At 64.8% G+C, this 25,228-nt stretch carries 20 protein-coding genes; 14 read left to right on the forward strand and 6 right to left on the reverse strand.

Features of this window, described 5'->3' with window-relative positions; all coding sequences use genetic code 11:
• Positions 1–89: 89 nt before the first annotated feature.
• From A9J21_RS27160 to A9J21_RS27190, 7 genes are all read left to right on the forward strand, one after another.
• Positions 90–836, forward strand: a complete 747-nt coding sequence (locus A9J21_RS27160; protein ID WP_066741253.1) for a substrate-binding domain-containing protein — start codon at positions 90–92, stop codon at positions 834–836.
• Between the two features lie 300 nt (positions 837–1,136).
• Entirely contained in the window at positions 1,137–1,709 is a 573-nt protein-coding gene (locus tag A9J21_RS27165) for a hypothetical protein (RefSeq protein WP_066741255.1), read from the forward strand.
• A 94-nt stretch (positions 1,710–1,803) separates the two neighbouring features.
• Positions 1,804–2,007, forward strand: coding sequence for a CsbD family protein (locus A9J21_RS27170; RefSeq protein ID WP_066741149.1), 204 nt, complete (start codon positions 1,804–1,806; stop codon positions 2,005–2,007).
• A gap of 363 nt (positions 2,008–2,370) precedes the next feature.
• The gene (locus A9J21_RS27175; protein ID WP_066741151.1) at positions 2,371–3,390 is read left to right on the forward strand and encodes a DUF535 family protein; all 1,020 of its coding nucleotides are present in this window, start codon (positions 2,371–2,373) and stop codon (positions 3,388–3,390) included.
• A gap of 162 nt (positions 3,391–3,552) precedes the next feature.
• On the forward strand, positions 3,553–4,302 hold the full coding sequence (locus A9J21_RS27180; RefSeq protein WP_066741257.1) for a GntR family transcriptional regulator: 750 nt from the start codon (positions 3,553–3,555) through the stop codon (positions 4,300–4,302).
• Positions 4,303–4,348: 46 nt separating this feature from the next.
• Positions 4,349–5,890 (forward strand): acetolactate synthase large subunit, encoded by a 1,542-nt coding sequence (locus A9J21_RS27185; RefSeq protein ID WP_066741259.1) that lies wholly within the window; start codon positions 4,349–4,351, stop codon positions 5,888–5,890.
• 134 nt (positions 5,891–6,024) lie between these two features.
• A complete protein-coding gene (locus A9J21_RS27190) occupies positions 6,025–7,431 on the forward strand; it encodes a DUF1996 domain-containing protein (RefSeq protein ID WP_082926634.1) in 1,407 nt (468 codons plus the stop codon).
• Here the strand turns inward: A9J21_RS27190 and A9J21_RS27195 are convergent.
• Genes A9J21_RS27195 through A9J21_RS27205 form a run of 3 tightly spaced genes read right to left on the reverse strand, consistent with a single transcriptional unit; the run spans position 7,428 to position 10,901 of the window.
• Positions 7,428–8,294, reverse strand: a complete 867-nt coding sequence (locus A9J21_RS27195; RefSeq protein ID WP_066741155.1) for a MaoC family dehydratase N-terminal domain-containing protein — start codon at positions 8,292–8,294, stop codon at positions 7,428–7,430. The two genes, A9J21_RS27190 and A9J21_RS27195, sit on opposite strands and share 4 nt — an antisense overlap.
• 29 nt (positions 8,295–8,323) lie before the next feature.
• Positions 8,324–9,709, reverse strand: coding sequence for an MmgE/PrpD family protein (locus A9J21_RS27200; protein ID WP_066741157.1), 1,386 nt, complete (start codon positions 9,707–9,709; stop codon positions 8,324–8,326).
• 22 nt (positions 9,710–9,731) lie between these two features.
• Positions 9,732–10,901, reverse strand: coding sequence for an acyl-CoA dehydrogenase family protein (locus tag A9J21_RS27205; RefSeq protein WP_066741158.1), 1,170 nt, complete (start codon positions 10,899–10,901; stop codon positions 9,732–9,734).
• 260 nt (positions 10,902–11,161) lie between these two features.
• Between A9J21_RS27205 and A9J21_RS27210 the strand changes: the two genes are divergently transcribed.
• Positions 11,162–12,166, forward strand: coding sequence for a tripartite tricarboxylate transporter substrate binding protein BugD (locus A9J21_RS27210; protein ID WP_082926635.1), 1,005 nt, complete (start codon positions 11,162–11,164; stop codon positions 12,164–12,166).
• A gap of 86 nt (positions 12,167–12,252) precedes the next feature.
• Here A9J21_RS27210 and A9J21_RS27215 read toward each other — a convergent pair whose 3' ends face one another.
• Positions 12,253–13,155, reverse strand: coding sequence for a LysR substrate-binding domain-containing protein (locus A9J21_RS27215; RefSeq protein ID WP_066741263.1), 903 nt, complete (start codon positions 13,153–13,155; stop codon positions 12,253–12,255).
• Positions 13,156–13,290: 135 nt separating this feature from the next.
• Here A9J21_RS27215 and A9J21_RS27220 point away from each other — a divergent pair, with 135 nt between their 5' ends.
• The 4 genes from A9J21_RS27220 to A9J21_RS27240 all read left to right on the forward strand — a co-directional run bounded on the left by A9J21_RS27220 (position 13,291) and on the right by A9J21_RS27240 (position 19,933).
• Positions 13,291–14,205, forward strand: a complete 915-nt coding sequence (locus A9J21_RS27220; protein WP_066741160.1) for an SDR family NAD(P)-dependent oxidoreductase — start codon at positions 13,291–13,293, stop codon at positions 14,203–14,205.
• 852 nt (positions 14,206–15,057) lie between these two features.
• Entirely contained in the window at positions 15,058–16,980 is a 1,923-nt protein-coding gene (locus tag A9J21_RS27230) for a PrkA family serine protein kinase (RefSeq protein WP_066741164.1), read from the forward strand.
• A 72-nt stretch (positions 16,981–17,052) separates the two neighbouring features.
• Positions 17,053–18,330: a YeaH/YhbH family protein gene (locus A9J21_RS27235; protein ID WP_066741166.1), complete on the forward strand. Its 1,278-nt coding sequence runs from the start codon at positions 17,053–17,055 to the stop codon at positions 18,328–18,330.
• Between the two features lie 64 nt (positions 18,331–18,394).
• Complete coding sequence (locus A9J21_RS27240) at positions 18,395–19,933, forward strand: SpoVR family protein (protein ID WP_066741168.1); 1,539 nt, start codon at positions 18,395–18,397, stop codon at positions 19,931–19,933.
• Positions 19,934–19,987: 54 nt separating this feature from the next.
• On the opposite strand, the gene A9J21_RS27245 is transcribed toward A9J21_RS27240, so the two are convergent.
• On the reverse strand, positions 19,988–21,139 hold the full coding sequence (locus A9J21_RS27245; protein WP_066741169.1) for a helix-turn-helix transcriptional regulator: 1,152 nt from the start codon (positions 21,137–21,139) through the stop codon (positions 19,988–19,990).
• Between the two features lie 382 nt (positions 21,140–21,521).
• Positions 21,522–23,852 carry a mechanosensitive ion channel family protein gene (locus A9J21_RS27250; RefSeq protein WP_231907058.1) on the reverse strand — a complete coding sequence of 777 codons (2,331 nt, stop codon included), beginning with the start codon at positions 23,850–23,852 and terminating at the stop codon, positions 21,522–21,524.
• A 271-nt stretch (positions 23,853–24,123) separates the two neighbouring features.
• Here A9J21_RS27250 and A9J21_RS27255 point away from each other — a divergent pair, with 271 nt between their 5' ends.
• Positions 24,124–24,642 (forward strand): copper resistance protein CopQ, encoded by a 519-nt coding sequence (locus tag A9J21_RS27255; RefSeq protein ID WP_066741170.1) that lies wholly within the window; start codon positions 24,124–24,126, stop codon positions 24,640–24,642.
• A gap of 277 nt (positions 24,643–24,919) precedes the next feature.
• Positions 24,920–25,213 carry a hypothetical protein gene (locus A9J21_RS27260; RefSeq protein ID WP_231907059.1) on the forward strand — a complete coding sequence of 98 codons (294 nt, stop codon included), beginning with the start codon at positions 24,920–24,922 and terminating at the stop codon, positions 25,211–25,213.
• Positions 25,214–25,228: the final 15 nt, after the last annotated feature.

Below are 25,228 nucleotides of genomic sequence, written 5' to 3' on the forward strand. Positions count from 1 at the left end.
ATATTCCTGCGGTTCCATGCACGGCTTGGCCCACAGGGAGACACAAGAACATGATCAAGATCTGGATGGCGGCGGGCGCCGCTTCGGCAATGCTGCTGGCGCCGGGTGCCCATGCGCAGGCAACCACGCAGTCGACCGATCTGCGCGTGATGATTTCTGGCGGATTTACGGCTGCCTATCAGAAGCTGGCGCCAGACTACGCGGCGCAGCGCGGCGCCCGGCTCCACACCGAACACGGGCCGTCGATGGGCAAGTCTCCCGAAGCCATCCCGAACCGGCTGGCGCGTGGCGAACATGCCGACGTGGTCATCATGGTTGGCTATGCGCTGGACGACCTGATCAAGAAGGGTGTGGTCGATCCGCAGTCGCGGGTGGAACTGGCGGATTCGCGCATCGGCATGGTGGTGCGCCAGGGCGCGACAGTGCCCGATATCCGCACGGTCGAAGCCCTGCGCCAGACGCTGGTGCAGGCCAGGTCGATCGCGTATTCGGACAGCGCCAGCGGTGTCTACGTGGAGCGTGAACTGTTCGCGAAGCTTGGCGAGCCGTCGCTGGCGGCCAAGGCGAAGAAGGTGGAAAAGATCCCCGTGGCGTCGACGGTGGCAAATGGTCAGTACGAAATCGGCTTCCAGCAGGTGGCCGAACTGCTACCCGTGCCGGGTGTGACGTTTGCCGGCCGCATTCCCGAGGAGGTGCAGTCCGTCACGCGTTTTGCCGGCGGCGTGCCGGTCAGGGCAGACCACCCGGCCGAGGCCAGGGCCCTGCTGGAATACCTGGCGGCGCCTGCCGCACAGCCCGTGGTGAAGGAAACCGGTCTCGACTCCGTGCCGCACTGACATCGACACCGCTTTTAAGGGCCAGGCGCATGCGCCTCAGTCATTGCCCGGGGCCGGTCCATGCCGGCCCTTTTTCATTGCCCGGCTGTCTCGAACCGCGACGCACGCGGTGCCACTTGCATTAAGCAAATGTGATGTTGTGGGAATTGTCTTACGAATGTTTCAGCAGCGGACTTCTGCTTTGCCGGGGTGGCAAAACATAACCTGCAACTACAGCAGGGCCACAACGCAATCCAGCGGTTTCATCGCGGAGATTGCCGGGCCTGACAGGTATCCACCTCGAGAAAGGAGCACGACATGATCGCAAAGAAGTGGCTGAGTGCAGCAGTATGTTCGTTGATGGTGGCCGCGCCGATGGGCATGGCCTATGCGCAGGCTGGCTCGAAAGCGGACTATGACGCCGCCGTGAAGCAGGCCGATGCCGATTACAAGACGGCCAAGACCAAATGTGACGGGATGTCCGGCAATGCCAAGGACGTCTGCAAGGCCGAAGCCAAGCGCGACCATGACGTTGCCAAGGCCAATGCCGAAGCCAAGCGCGACGGTACGGAGAAGGCCCACGCCAAGGCCATGAAGACCAAGGCCGACCGCGACTATGACGTGGCCAAGGAAATGTGCGACGACAAGAAGGGCAACGACAAGGACGTGTGCGTGAAGGAAGCCAAGGCATCGCACGAACGCGCCCTGGGCGAGGCCAAGGTCGACAAGGCCGCCGCCACCGGCACCAGCACCGATGTGGCCGAGGCTCGCGCCGATGCCCGCAAGGACACTACCGACGCCGCCTACAAGGCTGACAAGGAAAAGTGCGATGCGATGTCCGGCGATGCCAAGGACAAGTGCCAGGCCAACGTAAAGGCCAAGTACGCCAAGTAAGACTGCTCGCATGACACGGGCAACGCGCGAACCGGCACGTACGTGACGCCGAAACGCAGATGATCCACAGTCCACTGACACGAAGGAGCCAGATATGAACTGGGACCAGATCGAAGGTAAATGGGATCAGGCCAAGGGCAAGATCAAGGAAAAGTGGGGCAAGCTGACCGACGACGACATCACCGTCATCAACGGCAAGCGTGACCAGCTGGCCGGCCGGATCCAGGAACGCTACGGCTATACCAAGGAACGGGCGGAAGAAGAAATGAAGGCCTGGGAACGGGACGCACGCTGGTAACCCGGCGTGCCCCGGCCCTCAGGGCGCAGGCACGCGTCATGCGCGGACACGCGTGACGAAGACAAGGCGGAGCCTCAGGGCTCCGCCTTTTTTATGCCTGCACGCGACCCACTGAGACTGTGACGCGATTGTCGAAGATTTGTAACAGCGTCAACGCATAATATTTCAACGCGTTACGGATTATTACTAGCCGGCCGCCACCCCACGAATTCTTCCAATAAAGGGCAGGTCGGCGCGCGTCGCGCCGGATTTCGCCAGCGACGGCGAGGGTCGTCATTGCGTGCCAAAGGTATCGTAGATCAAGGTCTGCTGGATCCAGGTCTCATAGAATCGCCGGCACGCCAACCAGGGGAGCAGTCAGTCGTGCATGGACCAGTCTCATATCTGCAGGGCCTTCAGAGCCACGCAGGGGGAATCCTTTACCTGTTGCCGGGCGATTATGTGCGCTATCTGGGCACGGTCGCTTCGATTTCAGCATTTTGCTATCCCACCGGCAGCCGCAAATGGCTGTCGCGCCGGATCAAGCTTGTGGCGCTTTCGGCCGTCAGCCGCAGCGCCACCCAGCCGTGGCTGCGCGCCGCGTCGTCGTGCGCGTTGCTGCAGCGCGTGATCGCCGAGCGCCCGCTGGTGCTTGAAAAGCCGTTCCGGCCGCTTGGCGCCTATGGGTTGTGCTTCGGCGAGCGTGCCCGGCTGGTGCTGGAGCACTTTGCCGTCATGCACGAGACATTGCCGGTGTGTGTGTGCGACCGCATCTACCTGAGCGGCGGGCTGGACTGGACCTTCGGTGACGGCCGCTACACGCTGCGGTTGACCGACTCCGGGCCCAATCCCAAGGAAGGCGAACTCGGGCTGTACTGGATCGATAACGAAACCGGAGCCAGCCTGGCGCAACTCAGCTTTTACCTGCGACGCGCCGCCGAGGGCGTGGAACTCTATATAGGCGGGTTGCAGGGGCCGATGAATCACGCCAGCCTGGACTGGATCCGCGCTGCCACCAAGGCGTGCGAAGGACTTCGGCCCAAGGACGCGCTCATGCAGGCGCTGCTGGCGCTGGCCGGTCAGGTTGGAGCAGGCCGGATCGTGGCGGTATCGCGCGCCAATCACGTGGGGCGCCAGCGGCACCGGCCCCGCGAGATCCAGGCCGACTACGAAAGCTTCTGGATGGAATACCACGGCACGGCACTGCCCAACGGCGACTTCGAGGTGCCGGTGCAGCAGCCCGAGCGCGACATTGCCGAAGTGGCGTCGAAAAAGCGTTCGGCCTGGCGACGCAAGCAGGCGCTGGCTGCATCGATCCGCCAGGCGGTGGGCCTGGGCCTGCGTCCGCAGGCCGACGCGGCGAGCAACGACGGGTTTGCGCTGGCTGCCGTGCCGGCGGCCTGAGTCGCGTCCTTGCCGCGGCTGGGGCGCCCCCGGCCCGCAGGGTGGAACGGGTGGGGCGTAAACCCTAGTAGTCTAGCCAGCTAGACTTTTAATAGAGTCCGGTATCGGCCTGATGCGCCGGTGCAGTCATGCGCCGGCATCGGCCGCGCCATGTCGCACCCGATGCCGGACGCCACCGACCTTCTTTCCCGCAGCCGCGAGCCCGTCTACCTGCAGCTCGCCACGATTTTCCGCCGACAGATCGAAAGCGGCGCGTGGCGCCAGGGCGAGCAGCTGCCATCGCTCGATGCCCTGTGCCGCCAGTACGGCGTGGCGCGCATGACGATGCATCACGCCATTTCCCAGCTCGATGCCGAAGGGCTCGTGGCGCGCTCGCGCGGCCGCGGCACCTTCGTCAAGGCCGCCGGCCGTGCGCGCCGGCCGCTGGCGTTGCCCATCAGCTGGGACCAGGCCGTGGCCGTGGGCGATCAGCTATCCACCGAAGCCATGGTGGAATCCACCGCCGACGTCGCCCTGCCCGACGATCTGGGCATGCCTTGCGACGGCCGGCGGGCCGACGCCTACCATTTCCTGCGCCGCGCGCACCGGCTCGAAGGCCGCCCCTTTGCCGTGGGAGAGGTCTATATCGCCGCCGATGTGTTTGCGCGCGAGCCCGAGGCGTTCCGCCAGGGCGCCTCGGTCCCGGTGCTCGACCGTTTTCCCGAACTCAAGGTCAATGCCGCCCGGCAGCGCCTGTCCATCGTGCCGGCCGGTGCCGAGTGCGCCGGTGCGCTGGAACTGGCCGTGGGCGCGCCCGTGGCCGAACTGCGCCGCTTTGCCTGCGTGGACGATGTGATCGTCTATTACGCCCGTATCGAATTTCCCACCGAGTACGTCTGCCTGGATTTCGACCTGCTCGCCAATCGTTGCTGACAACCGCCAACCCGCACGGAACCCCAAGATGGAGACACAAGACAAGATGAACGGCGCAGAAAGCCTGGTGAAGACGCTGCTGGCCTGTGGCGTGGACACCTGCTTTGCCAATCCCGGCACGAGCGAGATGCACTTCGTGGCCGCCCTCGACCGCATTCCCGGCATGCGCTGCGTGCTGGGCCTGTTCGAAGGCGTGGTGACGGGCGCCGCCGATGGCTATGCGCGGATGGCCGACAAGCCCGCCGCCACGCTGCTGCATTGCGGGCCCGGCCTGGCGAACGGCCTGGCGAACCTGCACAACGCTCGCCGCGCGCAGACGCCGATCGTCAACATCATTGGCGACCAGGCCACGTACCATCGCCCGCTCGACGCGCCGCTGACGGCCGATACCGAAGGCTGGGCGCGGCCCGTTTCGGTGTGGACGCGCACCGCCACGCATGCCGCATCGGTGGGTGCCGATGCAGCGGTGGCCGTGCAGGCGGCGCGCGGCGCGCCCGGTGGCGTGGCCAGCCTGATCCTGCCGTCCGACGTATGCTGGGATGACGGCGGCCGGGTGGCGGCGCCGCTGCCGCCGCTGGCCGTGCCGAAGGTGTCGCCGGATGCCGTGCAGAACGCCGCGCGCATCCTGCGCAGCGGCCAGCCCACGCTGATCGTGCTGGCAGGCAGTGCGCTGCGCGAAGGCGCGCTGGCCGATGCCCATCGCATCGCGGCAGCTACCGATGCCCGCCTGATCACGCCGATGTCGAACTCGCGCGTGACGCGCGGCCGCGGCCGGCTGGCAATCGACCGGATTCCGTACTCGGGCGACGCTGCCCGTCAGAAGCTTGCCGGCATCCGCAACGTGATTCTGGTGGGCGCGCCGACCCCGGTCACGTTCTTTGCCTATCCCGGCAAGTCGCCGCGGCCGTATCCGGAAGATGCGGCGATCCATGTGCTGGCCCGCGCCGAGGAAGACCTGGGCGAAGCGCTGGCGCGCCTGGCCGATGAACTTGGCGCCCGCAATGCCCAGCTGCCTGCCGCTGCGGCCATGCCGGTGGAAGCGGCCAAGGGTGCCATCACGTCCGAAGCCGTGGCCCAGTCGCTGACCGCGCTGCTGCCCGAGCATGCGGTGGTGGTGGAGGAAAGCGTGAGCTTTGGCCGCGCATTCTATCCGGGCACCGTCCACGCCGCACCGCACGACTGGCTGCAGCTGACCGGCGGCGCGATCGGTGCCGGGCTGCCGCTGGCAACCGGTGCCGCCATTGCCGCGCCGGATCGCCGCGTGGTGGCGCTGCAGGCCGACGGATCGGGCATGTACACGCTGCAATCGCTGTGGACCATGGCGCGCGAGAAGCTCGACGTCACCATCGTGCTGCTTGCCAACCGCAAGTACGCCATCCTGCTGGGCGAACTGGCCGGTGTGGGTGCCAATCCGGGCAAGACGGCCATGGACATGCTGGACATCGGCAACCCGGACCTCGACTGGGTCAAGATGGCTAACGGCATGGGCGTCGAAGCGGCACGCGCCGACAACATGGACGCGTTCAATGACCTGTTCCAGTCGGCCAACCAGCGCAAGGGGCCGTTCCTGATCGAACTGGTGATCTGAGCGGGTTTCCCGCCCGACCGCAGCCCGGCCCGGCATGGGCCGGAGCTGACCCATGATGCTCCATGGTGTTCCATTGCCCCCGTGACGGACGCGCAGCAGCATGACCCTGCGTACTTCGTCCAAGGGGGCACATCATGAAGAACTCGGGAATGCATTGGGCCGCACTGTGCTGCGGCCTGGCGATGACGGGCGGCGTGGCCGCGCAAACGGTGGCCAACGCCGACGCCACCGTCATCTGCGAGTACTCTCACACGCTGGCGGACGATCCGATCGTGTATCCGGGCAAGCCCGGGATTGCCATGATCCACGACTTTCTCGGCAACACGACGGCCAACGCCTTGTCCACATCCGAGACGCTGCGTGCCGAACATGGCACGACATGCGAGAACGCGGCCGATACCACGGCGTACTGGGCGCCCGCGCTGAAGCTGCCCGATGGCACGATCGTGCCGCCGAAATACCAGAAGACCTACTACACGAACGAAGCCATCCCGGCGTCGCGGCGCGTGCGCGTGGAGCCGCTGCCGGCAGGGCTGCGGATGCTGGCCGGCGACCACAACGGCTCGCTGCCCAATCCGAAGATTTCGTTCCTCTGCACCGGGCGCGGCTATACGAACACGATTCCCACGAACTGCGTGCCCGATCCGGAGAAGGGCACGCAGTTGAATATCGGCATCTACTTCCCGACGTGCTGGGACGGCAGGAACCTGGCGCCGGTCAAGGGCGTGACCGAAAACGTCGTGTATCCGGACAAGCAGGGCGTCTGCCCGGCCACCCACCCGGTTCACATTCCGGAGGTGAACTTCAATCTGGCCTACATGATCGGCCAGGTGACCGACCTGACCGAGGCCAGGCTGTCGATGGACCCCACGCTCGACGCGCAGGGCCGCGTGGTGGCGCAGAACTGGGGCACGCTCTATACCGCGCATGCCGACTTCTTCAACGGATGGCGTGACGAGGCGCTGCGCTACATGGCCGACTATTGCCTGAACGCCGGCCGGCTCTGCAACAGGCAGATACCCTACGCGTACAGCGAGCCGCTTGGCGACGCCACCGTGCGCGGCGGCGACACCGCGGACAAGAACTTCGGCAATGACCTGTCGCTGTACGCCCAGCGGCCCGGGGGCACCTCGCCGGAGTCGATGATCTACATGAAGTTCCGCATCCCGCAAGGCGCGATCAACGTGCCGTCGCGCTTCACGCCCGACTACCAGTTGCGGGTCTACGGCGGCAACACCACCGACAAGACGGCGGCCATCATCCGCGTGTACCGCGTGTCGACGGACTGGACGGAGGACACCATCACGGCCAGCAATGCGCCGCCCTGCGAGGGCACCATGGCGGACATGTACCTGGACAACGTGATTCAGTACCGCACGTTCAAGGTCAGCAAGGCCATCAACGAAGCTATCGCTGAAGGCAAGGACACCATCGCGTTCTGCCTGCGCGGCAACGGCGACCGTGTCTACACCTTCGGCAGCCGTGACAGCGACAACCCGCCGCTTCAGCTGATGATGACCCTGAACCCGCTCAGCTACTAGACTCGGTCTTCGGTTTCCGCCCAGCCGGACATGGCCTGGCCCCCGGCGTTGTCGCCGGTCCACAGCAGCACCCGGCCCGGCGTGCCGACGTCGTCGGCGCCGCCCACGGCCACGGTGTCCTGGTGGAACAACGGCGCCAGCCCGCGAAAGCCGAAGCGCTTCACGCGGGTGGCGGGCCGCTCGTGGCGCAGCAGTTCCAGCATCAGCATGGCCTGCAGCGGGCCATGCACGATCAGGCCGGGATAACCTTCCACATCGCGCACGTAGTCCAGGTCATAGTGGATGCGGTGGGCGTTGAACGTCAGTGCAGAGAAGCGGAACAGCAGCGCGGGGTCGGCCTGCAGCGTGCGGCCGAACTGCGCGGCCTGCTCAAGTGCCGGGCGCGGCGGCTGGGCCTGCCCCTTCGGCGGCATGGCGCGGTAGACGATGTCGTGACGTTCGGTCAGCGCGGTTTCGCCGCCAGCCGTATACACGTGGTCCACGGACACGAAATACAGCTCGCCGGTGCGGCCGGCCTTGTGCTGGACGTCGGTGATGGTCGATGTCCGCGTGACGGTTTCACCGACGCGCAACCCCCGGTGAAAAGACAGCTCGCTGCCCGCCCACATGCGGCGCGGCAACGGCACGGGCGGCAGGAATCCACCCAGCGTGGGATGGCCGTCCTGTCCCAGCGTGTGCTGCGGGGCGCGCGGCAGGAAGTACAGCCAGTGCCACAGCGGCGGCAGCGGCTGGCTGGCGATGGCCGCGCCATCGAGATCGAAGGTGGCCGCGAGCGCCTGGACCGGCTCGGCGGCGAGCGTTTCGGTGCGCGATTCCGAACGGCCGATCCATTCGCGCAGTTGTTCTAGCGTAGGGGTGGTCATGGCGATGATGGTCGGTTACCAGTGGGCGGTTAGCGGGCAGTCTGGCGCGGTGCGGGCAGCCAGTCGTTGACGTTGGCCTGCTGGTCCAGGCGCCATACGCGGTCGATGATGGTGCGCATCTCGGCTTCGGTGGCGCCATGGCGGAACGCGCCCAGCTGGATCGCCTTGGCTTCCAGTTCCGGCCGCGACAGCGTGTTGCCGGGATCGCCCTTGGGCACGTCGACGCGCGCTTCCAGCGAGCGGCCGTCGGTGGTGCGTACCGTCACGCGGCCGATCCACTGGCGCGGATAGGCGGCGTTGATCTCGTCGTCCAGCGCCATCGTCACCTTGTTGCAGAACGCCGCGATGCGCGGGTCCTGCAACGCATGCTGCTCGAACTCGCCCAGGCCGGCATGCGTATGCACGGCCACCAGGCCCAGCACGGTGCCCATCGAGAACTTGGCCTGATGGATCGTGACCGGGTTCACCACCGGACCCAGCACGTCGATGGCGCCCTGGTGCACGTGCGCGGTCACGGCGTCGACCTGTTGGGCCTGCAGGCCTTCGCGCTGCATCAGCGCCTTCAGCGCATCGGCCGCCGGGTGCGTGTGGCGGCACGATGCAAAGAACTTGAATGACGTTTCCGCGGTGGCCCAGCGTGTGCCCAGCCCGTCGGTCAGGGCGGCGGGGTTGGCGTCGCTGGACATGCCGGCCGCCATGCCTTGCGCGCCTTCCAGGATCTGCTTCGCGCCGGTAAAGCCCGCGCGGGCCAGCCAGGCCGACTGCAGGCCATCGGCGGCCGCCTTGGCGGTATGCAGTTGCTTGGAGTCCGCCGCATCGCGCAGGAATTCCCACAGGCCGGCTGCCTGCGTGCCCGCGGAGCCCAGCGCCTGGTTGATGCCGTCGGCATCGAGCCCGTACAGCTTGGCAACGGCGGCGGCGGCGGCCAGGGTGCCGACCGTGCCGGTGGTATGGAACACGCGGTAGTGCGAGCGGCCCATGAATTCGCCGATGCGGATGCCGGCCTCGTAGCCGGCGATGGAGGCCAGCAGCACCTCGGCGCCGGTCTTGCCTTCGGCCTGCGCGGCGGCCACCACGGCCGGGAACACCACGGCAGCGGGATGCAGCACCGATCCGTTGTGGACGTCGTCCTGTTCCACCACGTGCGACGACGCGCCGTTGATCAGCGCGGCAAAGTAGGGCGACGTGCGGCGGCGGTCGACGAAGACCTCGGCATCGCCGGACTGCGGCCCCATGGCGGCAGCGAATTCCTGGATGCGGCGGATTGCCGGTGCGTCCTTGCCGGCAATGGCCGAGGCGATCCAGTCGAGGAACAGGTCCTTGGTGCGCTCGATCACGGGCGCGGGGACGTCGGAGAGCTTCAGTTGCGCCAGGAACTCGCAGAGCTGGCGCGTCGGGTAGGTTTCGTTGGGCATGTTCGGCGTTGGCGTCGGGCGGTCAGAACGAACGCGGCAGTTCGAGCACGTGCTCGGCCACGTAGGACAGGATCAGGTTCGTGGAAATCGGCGCCACCTGGTACAGGCGCGTTTCGCGGAACTTGCGCTCGATGTCGTATTCGGCGGCAAAGCCGAAGCCCCCATGCGTCTGCAGGCAGACGTTGGCGGCTTCCCACGAGGCATCGGCCGCCAGGAGCTTGGCCATGTTGGCTTCCTTGCCGCACGGCTTGCCGGCGTCGAACAGTTGCGCGGCCTTGTAGCGCATCAGGCTGGCGGCTTCCACGTTGACGTAGGAGCGCGCGATCGGGAACTGCACGCCCTGGTTCTGGCCGATGGGGCGGTCGAACACGATGCGTTCGCGGGCATACCCGCTGGCGCGCTCCACGAACCAGTAGCCGTCGCCGATGCATTCGGCGGCAATCAGGATGCGTTCGGCGTTCAGTCCGTCGAGGATGTACTTCAGGCCGCGACCTTCCTCGCCGATCAGGTTCTCGGCCGGGATTTCCAGGTTGTCGAAGAACAGCTCGTTGGTCTCGTGGTTGACCATATTGCGGATCGGCTGGACCGTCAGGCCGTTGCCGATGGCTTCGCGCAGGTCCACCACGAACACGGACAGGCCTTCGGACTTCTTCTTTACCTGGTCCAGCGGCGTGGTGCGCGCCAGCAGCAGCATCAGGTCGGAGTGCTGTACGCGCGAGATCCACACCTTCTGACCGTTTATCACGTACTTGTCGCCCTTGCGTACGGCCGTGGTCTTGAGCTTGGTGGTGTCCGTGCCGGTGGTGGGCTCGGTCACGGCCATCGACTGCATGCGCAGTTCGCCCGAGGCGATGCCGGGCAGCCAGCGTTGCTTCTGCGCGTCGGAACCGTGGCGCAGCAGGCAGCCCATCACATACATCTGGCCGTGGCAGGCGCCGGAATTGCCACCGTTGCGGTTGATCTCTTCCATGATGACCGACGCGGCGGTCAGCGGCAGGCCCGACCCGCCGTAGGCCTCGGGAATCAGCGCCGACAGCCACCCGGCCTGGGTCAGCGCCTGGACGAATTCTTCAGGAAAACCGTTGTGTTCCTCGATGCGCTGCCAGTACGCGGAGTCGAACTGCAGGCAGAGGTCGCGTACGGCCTCGCGGATTTCGGGGTAAATCTGGTCTTGGTCCTGTGCTGCGTGCATGGCAATGTCCGTCTATGTCGGGGGTGAGGCCATTATTCCCGAGCCGCCGCGGCAGCAACATTCGCATTTGCTGAAGCGCGGCTTCTGTCCGGCTTAGGGATGGGCCCGGGGATCGGCTTAGGGTATTCCCGTGGCTTTTCCCGGGCCGTGTCCTCCCTTCGGCAAATCGGAATTGTGTGCAGCGTCCAATGCTTGCACCCTGCGGGTCACGATTCCAGGACAACCAGACGCGTGCCATACGCGCAGACAGGAGACAGTCAATGATGTGCTACCGGCAACTTTCAGCAACCGTGACCTGGGCCGCACTGGCGGCGGCCGCTTTGGTGGCTGTGGCGCCTGGCGTCGCGCGGGCGGCGGACGTCTATCCTTCGCGGCCCATCACCATGGTCGTGCCGTTTGCCGCTGGCGGACCTACCGACGTGGTGGCGCGCTCGGTGGCGGCGGCCATGTCGAAATCGCTGGGCCAGAGCGTGGTGGTGGAAAACCGGCTCGGCGCCGGCGGCACCGTATCGGCCGCCTACGTGGCGAAGTCCGCGCCCGACGGCTACACGATCCTGATCCACCATAATGGCATGGCAACGGCCCCGGCGCTGTATTCGAAGCTGCCATACAAGCCGCTGACCGACTTCTCGTTCGTGGGGCAGGTGGCCGACGTGCCGATGACGCTGCTGGGCCGCCATGACCTGCCGGCCAACACGCTGCCGGAACTGGTCAGCTATATCAAGCAGAACCAGACCAAGGTGAACCTGGCCAACGCCGGCCTGGGCGCCGTGTCGCAGCTGTGCGGCATGCTGTTCCAGAAGGCGATCGGCGTGGACCTGCAGACGATTCCCTACCAGGGCACGGCACCGGCGCTGACCGCACTGCTGGGCGGCCAGGTGGATGTCCTCTGCGACCAGACCACGCAGACGCTGCCCCATATCAAGTCTGGCAAGGTCAAGCTGTACGGCGTGACCACGGCCGAACGCATCCCGGCGCTGCCGGACGCGCCCACCCTGCGCGAGGGCGGTCTGAAGGGCTTCGAGGTCAAGGTATGGCACGGCATCTACGCGCCGAAGAACACGCCGCCGGCCGTGATCGACAAGCTCAATGGCGCGCTGCGCACGGCGCTGAAGGACCCGGCCGTGGTGGCGCGGATGAAGGATCTGGGCGCGGTGATCGTGCCGGCGGACAAGCAGACGCCGGAAGCGCTGCACAGCTGGCTGGCATCGGAGATCGACAAATGGTCGCCGATCATCAAGGCCGCCGGGGTGAGTGCGGACTGAGTGCGGACTGGGATTGAATGCCGATCCAGCGTCTGACGCCGGAGCGGCAAGGGGAGGGGGCCGCCGGCCCCCTTATCCTTTTGCGGTCAGACCGGCTCTCTCGCCGCGTCGGCCAGGTAGCGGATCAGGGTTTCCGCGAACTGCGGCAGTTCGCGGCCGGGCCGGCGCACCAGGCGCAGTTCGCGCCGCGCCCAGTCGTCTTCAAGCCGGATGAAGCGCAGCACCTTGCGGCTGGCGTAGCGCCGCGCGCAGCTGTTGGGCACGATGGCGATGCCTGCGCCGGCCTCGACCATGCGGCACACGGCGTCGAAGCTGCCCACCTGGATGCGCAGGCTGATGCGCTTGCCCATCCCGCTGGCAATGCGGTCCAGGAACGACTGGATGGCTGACGACTGGTTCAGGCCCACGAAGCGGCAGGTGTCGAGCAGGTCGGCAAAATGCAGCGCCTTGAAGGCTGGCAGCGGATGGTTGACCGGCGCGATCACGATCAGTTCGTCACTGCAGAGCTGCATGGTGTCCAGGTCGGCCGTGGCGACTTCCCCCGCCACGATGCCCAGGTCGGCGGCACCGGTACCAACCGCCGAAACGATATCAGCGGACAGATGTTCTTCCAGTTCCACGTCGACATCGGGGTTTTCCGACAGGAAGCGCGACAGCCCATTTGCCAGGAACGAGTTGGTGGCCGTGGTGTTCGCCAGCAGCCGCACGCGGCCCTTGACACCCTTGGCATAGGGGCGCAGGTCCGCATGCAGGCATTCCAGCTGGCGGAACACCTCGCGGGCATGGCGCAGCAATTCGTCGCCGGCGGGCGTCAGCCGCACGCCCTTGACCTGGCGGATCAGCAACTGGGTCTGGAAGGACTCTTCCAGCTGCTTGATGCGCGAACTGGCGGCTGGCAGGGACAGGAAGCTGCGTTCTGCAGCGCGGGTCAGGTTTTCGGTCTCGCCCACGTTAAGGAAGAGGCGCAGGTCGGTCAGGTCGTAGTGCATGGGTTCAGCGAGCGTGAAGCCCACTTTTGTCATTCGTGAATTCCAGAAACTCCGCCGACAATTTATCGTATCCGCCTTGGCAATAGAACGGGTGACGTTCCGGAACCCGGCAATCTCGCACCCAAGGAGGCGAAGATGAGTGGAATGATGGCAGGCAAGGTCGTGGTGGTAACGGGCGCGGGCGGTGGCATTGGGCGCGGGATCGCGCTTGGCATGGCTGCGGCCGGTGCGCGCGTGGTGGCGAACGACCTGGGCGTATCGATGAGCGGGGAAGGCGGCGACGCCGGCCCGGCGCAACGCGTGGTGGAGGAAATCCGGGCGGCTGGCGGCGAGGCCGTGGCCAATACCGACAGCGTGTCCAGCTGGGCGGGCGCCAACGCCATCGTCCAGTGCGCGCTCGACAATTTCGGCCGCATCGACGCCGTGGTCAACAACGCAGGCAACCTGCGTGACCGCATGTTCTTCAAGATGAACGAGGAAGAATGGCGGTCGGTGATCGACGTGCACCTGCATGGCACGTTCTTCGTCAGCCGTGCGGCGGCCAACTATTTCAAGGACCAGGAAAGCGGCGCCTTCGTCCACATGACGTCGACGTCGGGGCTGATCGGCAACCTGGGCCAGGCCAACTACTCGGCCGCCAAGCTGGGCATCGCCGCGCTGTCCAAATCCATTGCGCTGGACATGGCGCGCTTCAACGTGCGGTCGAACTGCATCGCACCGTTCGCATGGAGCCGCATGACCAGCTCGATCCCGGCCGAGACACCCGAGGAGAAGGCCCGCGTGCAGCGCCTGCAGAAGATGGAGGCCGGCAAGATCGCGCCGGTGGCGGTGTTCCTGGCAAGCGATGCCGCCAGCGAAGTGAACGGCCAGATCTTTGCCGTGCGCGCCAATGAAATCATGCTGATGAGCCAGCCGCGTCCGGTGCGCTCGGTGCATACCAGCGAGGGCTGGACCCCCGAGACGGTGGCCGAGATCGCCATGCCGGCCATGCGTTCGAGCTTCTTCAAGCTGGATCGCTCGCCGGACGTGATCAACTGGGACCCGATCTGACAGAGGCAAGGGGCGTTCGCCCCTTCCGTATTATCCGCGCGTCTCTCCTCGCTTCGCCCCTCGCCTCACCCTGTGCCACGCGCTGCACTGCAGCAATTCATGCGCGCGTGGCACGCATTCTGCTCGTCCCCCATTCGCGGTGGCTTCACGCACCCGGACTGTGCGATACGGGCGGCTTCCAACGCTAAAGCGGTGCACGCACGTGCCGGAGGCGGTCTTCCATCAAGCGGCTGGCACTCTCGGCCTGACAGTGCTGACGCGTGCCAACTGCGACGAGTGGTCGCAGCGACGATGTCGCCACGGCGGGCGCAGGGGCATCGCATGGTGTCTGTACGGAACGGACTGAATCGATGCGTGGGGCAACGCACGGCATCGGCAGGCGGAAATTGCGCAGGTCGATATGCGAAAAGCGGTGCAAATCATGCATTTGCACGATGTCGGCCGCAACGTTGTCCATTCACAGTGGAAACATGGGTGTAGGACCATGGCCGACAGTGCGTGTCAGATGTTTCTGGATTTGATCGGTCGTTACACAACACGCTGTGCAGGACGCACGTGAAAGGTGTAATGTGTGTCACAAGCATGGTCAATGGCCCGTCGCAGCGGGGTGATGAAACGAGTGTCCAGTCGCAGTTTGTGCATGTCATGAGCGTGCATTGCAGCGACTGAAATGACAGCAACACACGGTCAACTCCGGATTCACCTTCGCCGTTATTTGACTATGATGAAGTAAAGACTTCGCAACTTGGCAACTCCACCAAGCCGGGGTGGCGGAACAGCAAAGTTGCCGCGAAGTCTTAGGGGAGTAGAACTACCTTCGCCTCGGACGTGGGACTCTGACGGGAGTGAGGTATGGACATTTTTGGCCACTACGCCACGCGCTTCGAAGCTCGCAAGGAAGAGGAATACAGCATCCAGGAGTATCTGGAGATCTGCAAGAAGGATCCTGCTGCCTACGCGACCGCCGCCGAACGCATGCTCGCCGCTATCGGACAGCCTGAACTGGTGGATACCCACCACGATCCGCGCCTGTCCCGACTGTTCTTCAACAAGGTTATCCGGGTCTATCCGGCGTTCCGCGACTTCTATGGGATGGAAGACACGATCGAGCAGATCGTCTCCTTCTTCAAGCACGCGGCGCAGGGCTTGGAAGAACGCAAACAGATCCTGTATCTGCTTGGGCCTCCCGGTGGCGGCAAGTCGTCGCTGGCCGAGAAGCTCAAGGCGCTGATGGAAGAGATTCCAATCTATGCGCTCAAGGGTTCGCCCATCCATGAATCGCCGCTGGGCCTTTTCTCTCCGGAAGAGGACGGCAAGATCATGGAGGAGGACTATGGCATTCCGGTGCGCTACCTGAATACCATTCCTTCGCCCTGGGCCGTCAAGCGGCTGCACGAGTTCAATGGGGACATCACGAAGTTCCGCGTGGTGAAGCTGCGCCCGTCGGTGCTGGCGCAGATTGCCATCTCCAAGACGGAGCCCGGCGACGAGAACAACCAGGACATTTCGTCGCTGGTCGGCAAGGTCGACATCCGCAAGCTGGAAGATTTCCCGCAGGACGATCCGGATGCCTACTCCTATTCCGGCGGCCTCTGCCTGGCCAACCGCGGCCTGCTCGAGTTCGTGGAAATGTTCAAGGCGCCGATCAAGGTGCTGCATCCGCTGCTGACTGCCACGCAGGAAGGCAACTACAAGGGCACGGAGGGCTTTGGCGCGATTCCGTTCGATGGCGTCATCCTGGCGCACTCGAACGAGGCCGAGTGGCAGACGTTCAAGGCCGACAAGAACAACGAGGCATTCCTTGACCGGATCTATATCGTCAAGGTGCCTTACTGCCTGCGCGTGTCCGACGAGGTGAAGATCTACGACAAGCTGCTGCGCAGCAGTTCGCTGTCGGCGGCGCCCAACGCGCCCAACACGCTGAAGATGATGGCGCAGTTCGCGGTGCTCACGCGGATCAAGGAGCCCGAGAATTCGAACATCTTCTCGAAGATGCGCGTCTACGACGGCGAAAGCCTCAAGGACGTGGACCCGAAGGCGAAGTCGTACCAGGAGTACCGCGACTACGCCGGCATCGACGAAGGCATGAACGGCCTGTCCACACGTTTCGCGTTCAAGGTGCTGTCGAAGGTGTTCAATTTCGACAATACCGAGGTGGCGGCCAATCCGGTGCACCTGCTCTATGTGCTCGAACAGCAGATCGAGCGCGAGCAGTTCCCGCCGGAGCAGGAAGCCAAGTTGATGTCGTATATCAAGGAGTACTTGACCACGCCGTATGTGGAGTTCATCGGCAAGGAGATCCAGACCGCGTATCTGGAGTCGTATTCCGAGTATGGCCAGAACATCTTCGACCGCTACGTCGTGTTTGCCGACCTGTGGATCCAGGATCAGGAATATCGCGATCCGAATACCGGCGAGATCCTGGACCGCAATGCGTTGAACGACGAACTGGAGAAGGTGGAAAAGCCGGCCGGTATCTCGAACCCGAAGGATTTCCGCAACGAGATCGTCAACTTCGTGCTGCGGGCCCGTGCCAACAACGGGGGCAAGAATCCGGTCTGGACCAGCTACGAGAAGCTGCGGATGGTGATCGAAAAGCGCATGTTCTCCACCACGGAAGATCTGCTGCCGGTGATCTCGTTCAATGCCAAGTCGTCGCGCGAGGATCAGGAAAAGCACGAGAACTTCGTCAACCGGATGGTTGAGAAAGGCTATACCCCCAAGCAGGTTCGACTTTTGGTGGAGTGGTATCTGCGCGTCAGGAAATCTTCGTAACCGGTTCCGGACGCGGTCTTTTTCCACGGCGCGCTTTTCTTGGCGTCTCTTACCAGGGCGGACGGACGGCATATGGGCACGGTCATCGATCGGCGCGAGAACGGCGGCAACAAGAGCGCCGTCAACAAGCAACGCTTCATCAAGCGCTACCGCGAGCAGATCCGGCAGGCGGTGGCGAAGGCGGTGTCCGGCCGGAAGATCATGGACATCGAGCAGAGCGGGCAGGTGTCCATTCCGGTCAAGGACATCTCCGAGCCGATCTTCCATCACGGCCAGGGCGGCAAGCGGGAGTGGATTCACCCAGGCAACAAGAAGTTCGTCAGGGGTGACAGCTTCGACCGCCAGCAGCAGGGCAGCGGTGGCACCGGGTCTCGTGCCAGCGACAGCGGCGAAGGCGAGGACGATTTCGTCTTCACGCTGTCGCGCGAGGACTTTCTCAATTTCTTCTTCGAGGACATGGCGCTGCCGGACCTGGCGAAGCGCCACCTTGCCAAGATAGCCGAGGTGCGCAAGGTGCGCGCCGGATTCTCGATCGACGGCACGCCATCGAACCTGTCGATCCTGCGCACCATGCGCAGTTCGCTCGGACGGCGCATCGCGCTGTCCAGTCCCTACATGAAGCGGTTGCACGAACTGGAGATCGAGTACAACGAGGTGCTCGAGAAGGAAGGCCCGTACTCCGAACAGGCCGAGGCGCTGATGGAAAAGATGCGCCATCTGCGCGCCCAGGTGGACCGCGTGCCGTTCATCGAGAAGCTGGACCTGCGCTACAACAACCGCGTGCTGAAGAAGCGGCCGCAGGCGCAGGCCGTGATGTTCTGCCTGATGGACGTGTCGGGTTCGATGGACGAAAGCCGCAAGGACCTGGCAAAGCGCTTCTTCATGCTGCTGTACCTGTTCCTGAAGCGCAACTACGAGCGCATCGACGTGGTATTCATCCGGCATCACACGGTTGCCAAGGAGGTGGAAGAGGAGGATTTCTTCCATTCCCGGGAATCCGGTGGTACCGTGGTTTCAAGCGCGCTGAAGCTGATGGTGGAAGTGATTCATGACCGCTATCCGCCCAGCCAGTGGAACATCTATTGCGCCCAGGCGTCGGATGGCGATAACTGGGCCGGTGATTCCGAGCTGTGCGGCCGGCTGCTGCGCGAGTCGATCCTGCCGCTGGTGCAGTACTACGCGTATGTGGAGGTGGCCTCGGAAGAGCCGCAGAATCTGTGGGAAGAGTACCTCACGGTAAAGAGCCAGTTCGAGCACTTTGCGATGCAGCGCATCATTGGTGCGGACGAGATCTATCCCGTGTTGCACGACCTGTTCCAGAAGCGCGCGGCCTGGCCGGCCAACAGGTAGCAAGGCATTCGGCAGCAAACCGGTACTGCGCGTGGCGCGGGCCGGCATGTCACTGGGGAAGTCTATGGCCTATCTTTCGACGGGCTCGGAGTGGACCTTCGAGCTGATCCAGCGCTATGACCGCGAAATTGCCCGCATTGCCGGCGAATTCGGGCTGGACACCTATCCGAACCAGATCGAGATCATCACGGCCGAGCAGATGCTCGACGCTTATGCGTCGGCGGGCCTGCCGGTCGGCTACAGCCACTGGTCGTACGGCAAGCACTTCCTGGCTTCGGAACGCGGCTACCAGCGCGGCTACATGGGGCTGGCCTACGAGATCGTGATCAACTCCAATCCCTGCATCGCGTACCTGATGGAGGAGAACACGATGCCGATGCAGGCGCTGACCATCGCGCATGCCTGCTACGGCCATAACTCGTTCTTCAAGGGCAACTACCTGTTCCGAACCTGGACCAACGCGGACGCGATCATCGACTACCTGCTGTTCGCCAAGAACTATGTGGCCGAGTGCGAACAGCGCTATGGCGAGCAGGAAGTCGAAATGCTGCTGGATTCCTGCCACGCGCTGCAGAACTACGGGGTGGACCGCTACAAGCGGCCCAAGAAGCTGTCGATCACCGAGGAGCAGGCGCGCCAGGCTGAACGCGAGAACTACCTGCAGATGCAGGTCAACGACCTGTGGCGCACGCTGCCGAAGCACCGGCCCCATGCCCTGCGCGAGGAGGAGGAAACCGCCGAGTACGAGGTGACCTTCCCGCCGGAGCCGCAGGAAAACCTGCTGTACTTCATCGAGAAGAACGCGCCGAAGTTGCAGCCGTGGCAGCGCGAGATCGTGCGCATCGTGCGCAAGATCGCCCAGTACTTCTATCCGCAGCGGCAGACCAAGGTCATGAACGAGGGCTGGGCCACGTTCTGGCACTACACCATCATCAACCAGCTGTACGAGGAAAAGCTGGTCAACGATGCGTTCATGCTGGAACTGCTGCAGGCGCATACCAACGTCATCTACCAGCCGCCCTACCACAGCCCGTACTACAGTGGCCTGAATCCGTACACGGTGGGGTTCCTGATGTTCCAGGACCTGCGCCGCATGTGCGAGAACCCGACCGAGGAAGACAGGCGCTGGGCGCCCGAGATTGCCGGCAGCGACTGGCGTCAGACGCTCGACTTTGCGATGCGCAACTTCAAGGACGAGAGCTTCCTGCTGCAATTCCTGTCGCCGCGCGTGATTCGCGAGCTGAAGCTGTTCTCGGTGCTGGACGATGATCGCGAGGGCAAGCTGCGCGTGACGGCCATCCACGACGACGAAGGCTATCGCGAGATCCGCCGCCTGCTGGCAACCCAGTACGATCTGTCGAACATGGAGCCCAATATCCAGGTGACCAATGTCGATATCGGCGGCGACCGTTCTCTCACATTGCGCCATCTGCAGCAGGACCGCCGTCCGCTGGCGCAGAATTTCGACGAGGTGATCCGCCACGTCACGCGGTTGTGGGGTTTTACGGTGCGTCTGGAAGTGGTCTACGAGGACGGCCGGCGCGAACTCAAATACGAGTGCAAGCCGGAGCGCCGCCACAATCTGCATCGCAAGGCAGCCTAGCGCTTCATTGGCGCGCCCCCCGCCGCCCGGCGGGGGTGCATCCGGGAGGTGATGTTACCGGGGACGCCCCTGCCCGCGCGGCCGGGCCGTCGAGCACGCGCCCACGCGTTCCAGGTCCACGCCGGGCAGCAGGTGCAGCAGGCGCACCAGTTCCGACTGGCGGTGCGTGCCAGTCTTGCGCAGCGTGTCGCGGATATGCACGCGCACCGTGTGCGGCGACAGGAATTCGCGCTCGGCGATCTCGTTGAGCGTTTCGCCGGCCGCCAGGCGGATGGCGATGATGCTCTCCTTGCGCGACAGCCCGAACAGCGAAGTCAGCACGGCGGCGTCAAGCACCGAACGGGATTCGGAATTGCCCAGCAGCATCATGGCCATCGGCAACTGCCACGGCCCTTCCACCGGCTGGCGCGATACCAGCGGCATGACGATGATCGGCACGGGCTGGCCGCCCGAGGTGATGTGCATCCACGAGCCCGCCGCGGCGCCGCCAGGGCGCCCGCCGTGTACGGCATTGTCCAGCAGCCTGGTCAGTACCGATTGCATTGATTCGGCATGCGCGCACAGCACGCCGTTGTCCAGCGCCAGGTTGGAGTCGGCCTGCACCAGCGCCTCGGCCCAGCTGTTGGCGTAGCGCACGCGCATGTCGGCCTGCAGCACCATCACCCCGAAATCGAGTGTGTCGAGTCCGGCCAGCCCCATCGATGCCAGGCCGCTCAGCTCGAAATTGCGATGCTGCATGCGCGCAGCGCGCGCCCAGTGCGGCATCACCTGCGCCACGCGCCGGTTGCAATCGAATGGCCGGCAGGTATCGCAACCCGGTGTCGCACTCATCCAGACGCAGACATCGTGCGTGTCGAAGAGGCGGATGCCATTGGCCAGGCCGTTGCAGTCAAAGGGTGTGGGGCCGTCCGGGTCGGGCACGGGCAGCATGCCGGCATCGGCGGTGGCCGCCACGGCAGCGTGCGACGGCAGCGCCCGCATGCTTTCGGGCATGGTGCTCATGCTGGTAAAGCAACCGTGTGGCGTGACGCCCAGACGAGTCTGGCCCGCGAGCTTGTCCCAGATCAGGTAACTTGGGCTGGCGGAACAGGTGTAGCGGGAGAACAGGTCGAGGGCCGCCGGCATGGCCGCCACGTCCATGGCGGATTCATAGATGCTATCGACCAGACGATAGAAGACGTCGTCGGCAGACAAGTGTTCGCCCATTTCTTTTTTCCCCGGTGGCAAACGCCTTTTCCTCAAGACCGCTGCATCGAGGCGCGGTCATTCTTTGTATGGTCACACTGTCGGGCCGGTGTTACTGGGAGCGCGTGGCCTCAAAAATGTGTACAGCGATGATCCTGCAAAAACAGGGTACGGGAATATCCCGCGAAGGGAGGGGGATACGCCGCTTCCCGGCGCCACGCCTGCCTTTCCGGCATCCGGGGCAGACGGCCGATGGCCCCCGCGGATTGCCTGAGTTCGCGAGATAGTAATGCGGTGACCTCCGTATTTCAAACGATTCGGGGCCAAGTTCGGTTGGCGCCATGGCGCAAATGCGACAACGCCCCGGTCGCGCGCCCGGCGCTTCACATTTGCGTGGCGAACGTCAGGCCTTGCCCTTTGCCGAGGTGACTAATTCGGCGCCTGCGCCGGCTGCGGCCGTCAAGGCAGCTTCGGCGGCGGCCCCGCTGTTGCCGCCGTCGACCTGAACGGTCACGTAAGGTGCCGCCATCCGGATGCCTTCGGCATCGAAGTTGCGCTTGAGGCGCACGTTGAACGCACGCGAGATTTCGGCCTGGGTCAGCGGCCGCGTCTTGAACTGGGCAAGCACCACCTGGCCGTTCGGATCGAAGCGGTCCAGGCCCAGGATGTCCAGTCCGGACATCAGGTTGCGGGCGTAGCGGTGGTCGCGGGCCACTTCGGCCCCGGTCTCGCGGATGATCTCGAGCGCGCGGTCGAAGTCGCTCTGGTAGGCAATGGAAACGCTGAACACCGCAAAGGCGTAGTCGCGCGACAGGTTCTTGACCGCCTTGATCTGGCTGTAGGGCAGCGTATGCAGAGCGCCTTTGCCATCGCGCAACCGCAGCGTGCGGATCGTCATGCCCTCGACCACGCCGGCGTGGTCGGGCAGTTCGATGGAATCGCCAATCGCGATGGAATCCTCGATCACGATGAACAGCCCCGTGATCAGATCCTGCACCAGGCTCTGCGCGCCAAAGCCGATGGCCAGGCCCACCACGCCGGCGCCGGCCAGCAGCGGCGTGACATTGACCCCAAGGTTGGCGAGCACGGCAATCATCGCCACCACCAGCAGTGCCACGAACGATGCGTTGCGCACCAGGGGCAGGATGGTCTTGGCGCGCAGGCTGGGCTGCGCCGCACGGTTGTTGGTGGGTGACAGCGATTGCGTGATCGCCGTGTCGATCAGCAGCCATACCAGCCAGGCCAGCAACACCACGCCGATCACGCTGAGCACGGAGCGCGTGATATGCCGCCCCAGCACGGTCGAGTCGGCCAGCATCATGAGCGACGTGCCCCAGATGCGCGCGTTCAGTTCCAGGAACGCCAGCCAGATGATCACCCGCATGAGCGCCACGCCGAAACGGCCAAAGCGCCGCAGGTAGGCCGAGCGCCGGCGGTCGCGCAGCCGGGGTGCCCGGACTGCGGCCTTGGGCGAGCGGCCCGCCACCAGCGTGAGCAGCATGGCGCCCACGAACAGCGCCACGGTGACCACGGCGCGGCGCAGGAATTCGTCGGCGCGCCCGGTCGCCATGATCGTGCCGACGACCGACGCCCCCACCACTGCCAGCATGGGCAGATACCAGGCCTGGCCCGCCATCCGCAGCAGTTCCATCAGCGCCGGGTGGTCCTGCCGGAACGCAAACGGGCGGAACGCGATCAGCTGCCCGATGGCCCGGCGGAACCGCACCGTGAAGACACCAATCAGCACGGCGGCCAGGATATTGGCGAAGGTGCTTACCAGCGCAGACAGGTTGACGCCCAGCGCGGCGATCACGCGGGTATCGGTATTGGCTTCGCCCAGCGCGGCCAGGGCGCCTGTGACGAACAGCAGGATCGGCGAATGCCTGAGCAGGTCGCGCACCGCATGGGCGCGGTGGCCGGACTGGAACAGCGCAAAGATGACCTGGCAGACCGCCGACATCAGCGCGCCGGCCACGATGGCATAGGCCACCAGCACCGCCCCCATGCTGGCCGGCGTCCGGCCGAAAACCTTGAAGGCCAGCAGCACCGTGAGCGCAAAGGCGACGATCCACGGCCCGATCCGGCGCAGGAAATAAATGCCGACATCGACCCACGACGGCACCAGCGGCAACTCGGTGGAGCGCGCCGGACGCAGCCGGTTGCGGTGCAGCCGGCGCGAAAGTTCAAACAGCAGCCAGCCGGTGAGCGCCCAGCCGGCCAGCACGATGCCGAACTCGCGCCACGATTCCAGCGCGCCGCGCGTGTCGCCAATCGTGATCGCCTCGCGCAGTTCCTCCCCGGCAAAGCGGATGCGCCAGCGCCAGTACTGCCACGGGCCGCGGCTGCTGTGCGAGGTGTTGTCGATGTCCTGCAGGGCCTGTGCCACCGCGCCGATCAGCCCGGGTGCCGGCGTGCTGGCGGCTGCGGCCGGGGCGGAGGCATCCAGTCCCCGGCGCAAGGTCTGCAGTTGGGTGACCAGCGCCTGCCGTTCGGTGTCGCTCTGCAGCGTGCCGATGACCTGGTCGAGCGAACTGGCCAGCGCGTCGCTGGCGGCGGATGCCGACGCGGGCTTGTCGGCGGCGGGGGCCTTGATGGCATTCAGCAGCGGCGAACCGGCGCCAAAGGCGGGGCCACTCAGGAGCAGCATCAGCAGAATGGCCTGGAGCCATGCCAGGGCCGGAAGACGGGGGCGCAAGCTGTGCATGTCGGAAATGCGGACGGAGTTGATCGCCATCAGGTAGCCAGCATGCGCGTCACTGTAGCGCATTGCAGCAGGCAGCCGCCAACACGTCGGTTTGCCGGCGCTTGGCGGGAAGTTTCCTGAATTCAAAAAAACTGAACAACTTGTCCGCGAATGGATCACTTTCGCCCCGGGCGGCAGGCCTATAGTTCTGTTCATGGACGGCGCGCAACACAGCGCAAACAAGAAAGCAGCAGCAACGAAGCGCGCCGGGACCATTCATACAAACTGAATAAATCTGCAAAATCTTTTACGGAGAGAAATCATGACCAAGACCACCGCCCTCAAGATCGCTTCGACCCTGGTTCTGTCGCTGGCCGCCCTCGGTGCCGCCCAGGCTGAAACGGTATCGGCAGACAAGTATGGCTACACGTTCCGCAGCACGGTTGCGGCTGACAAGTACGGTTATGAATTCCGCACGCACGACGTCTTTACCGACGGCGCCCGCGTCGGCAAGCCCGATACCTTCACGGACGGCGCCCGCACGGTAGCCGGTCTCGACAAGATTGGCGTTTCGGCCGCCCCGGGACGCTCCGCCGACCCTTACCTGGACGGCGCCCGTAATGCCGACCCGTACACGGACGGCGCCCGCACGGTAGCCGGTCTCGACAAGATTGGCGTTTCGGCCGCCCCCGGACGCACCGCCGACCCGTACCTGGACGGCGCCCGTAATGCCGACCCCTACACCGATGGCGCGCGCTTCGTCGCCGGGCTCGATAACGTGGGCGTCTCCGCTGCCCCGGCCCGCACCTTCGACCCGTACCTGGACGGCGCGCGTGCATGATGGCTGTTACCCGAAACGAGCAAGGCGTTACGTAACCCGTAACGCCTTTTTTGTTTGTGGAACGTCGGCCGTCGGCCGTTGCGAGGGCCCGCAGGCGCCCGTCTGAAGTGGGGTAACGGTTCCCGGAATGTCCGCGCGGCGCGCCCTGGCGGGCTGTTGATTGAAACGCGGGTATGGAGACGGCCCCGGCCTGCCGATATTGGCATGTCGTTTGCAGAACCTGATCGGAGAACACGATTTGAAACGCAGCGCCAGACTAGCCGACCAGGAGACCATCATGTTCCAGACCCTTGCCGCTCACCCCAACGCCGTGATCGTGCGCGATGCCGAGATCGATGCAGCCATCGTCGCTGCCATCGACGCCGCGATGCTGCGCCGCCGCGACGAATACAGCGGTCAGCCGATGGCATGGAAGATGTTCTGCGAAGCCTCGCATGTCGCCACGCTGAACGACGTGGTCCGCTCCGCCTTTATCGAGCGCGTCGCTAACGAACGCGGCGCCGACATCGCGCTGCGCCTGAAGGTCAAGGCCGAGTCGATCCGGGCGGAGGCCATCGCGCGCCTGATGTAGACGCCCGATCCCCCG

The organism is Cupriavidus sp. D384 (genome assembly GCF_001652915.1).
Classification (GTDB): Bacteria; Pseudomonadota; Gammaproteobacteria; order Burkholderiales; family Burkholderiaceae; genus Cupriavidus.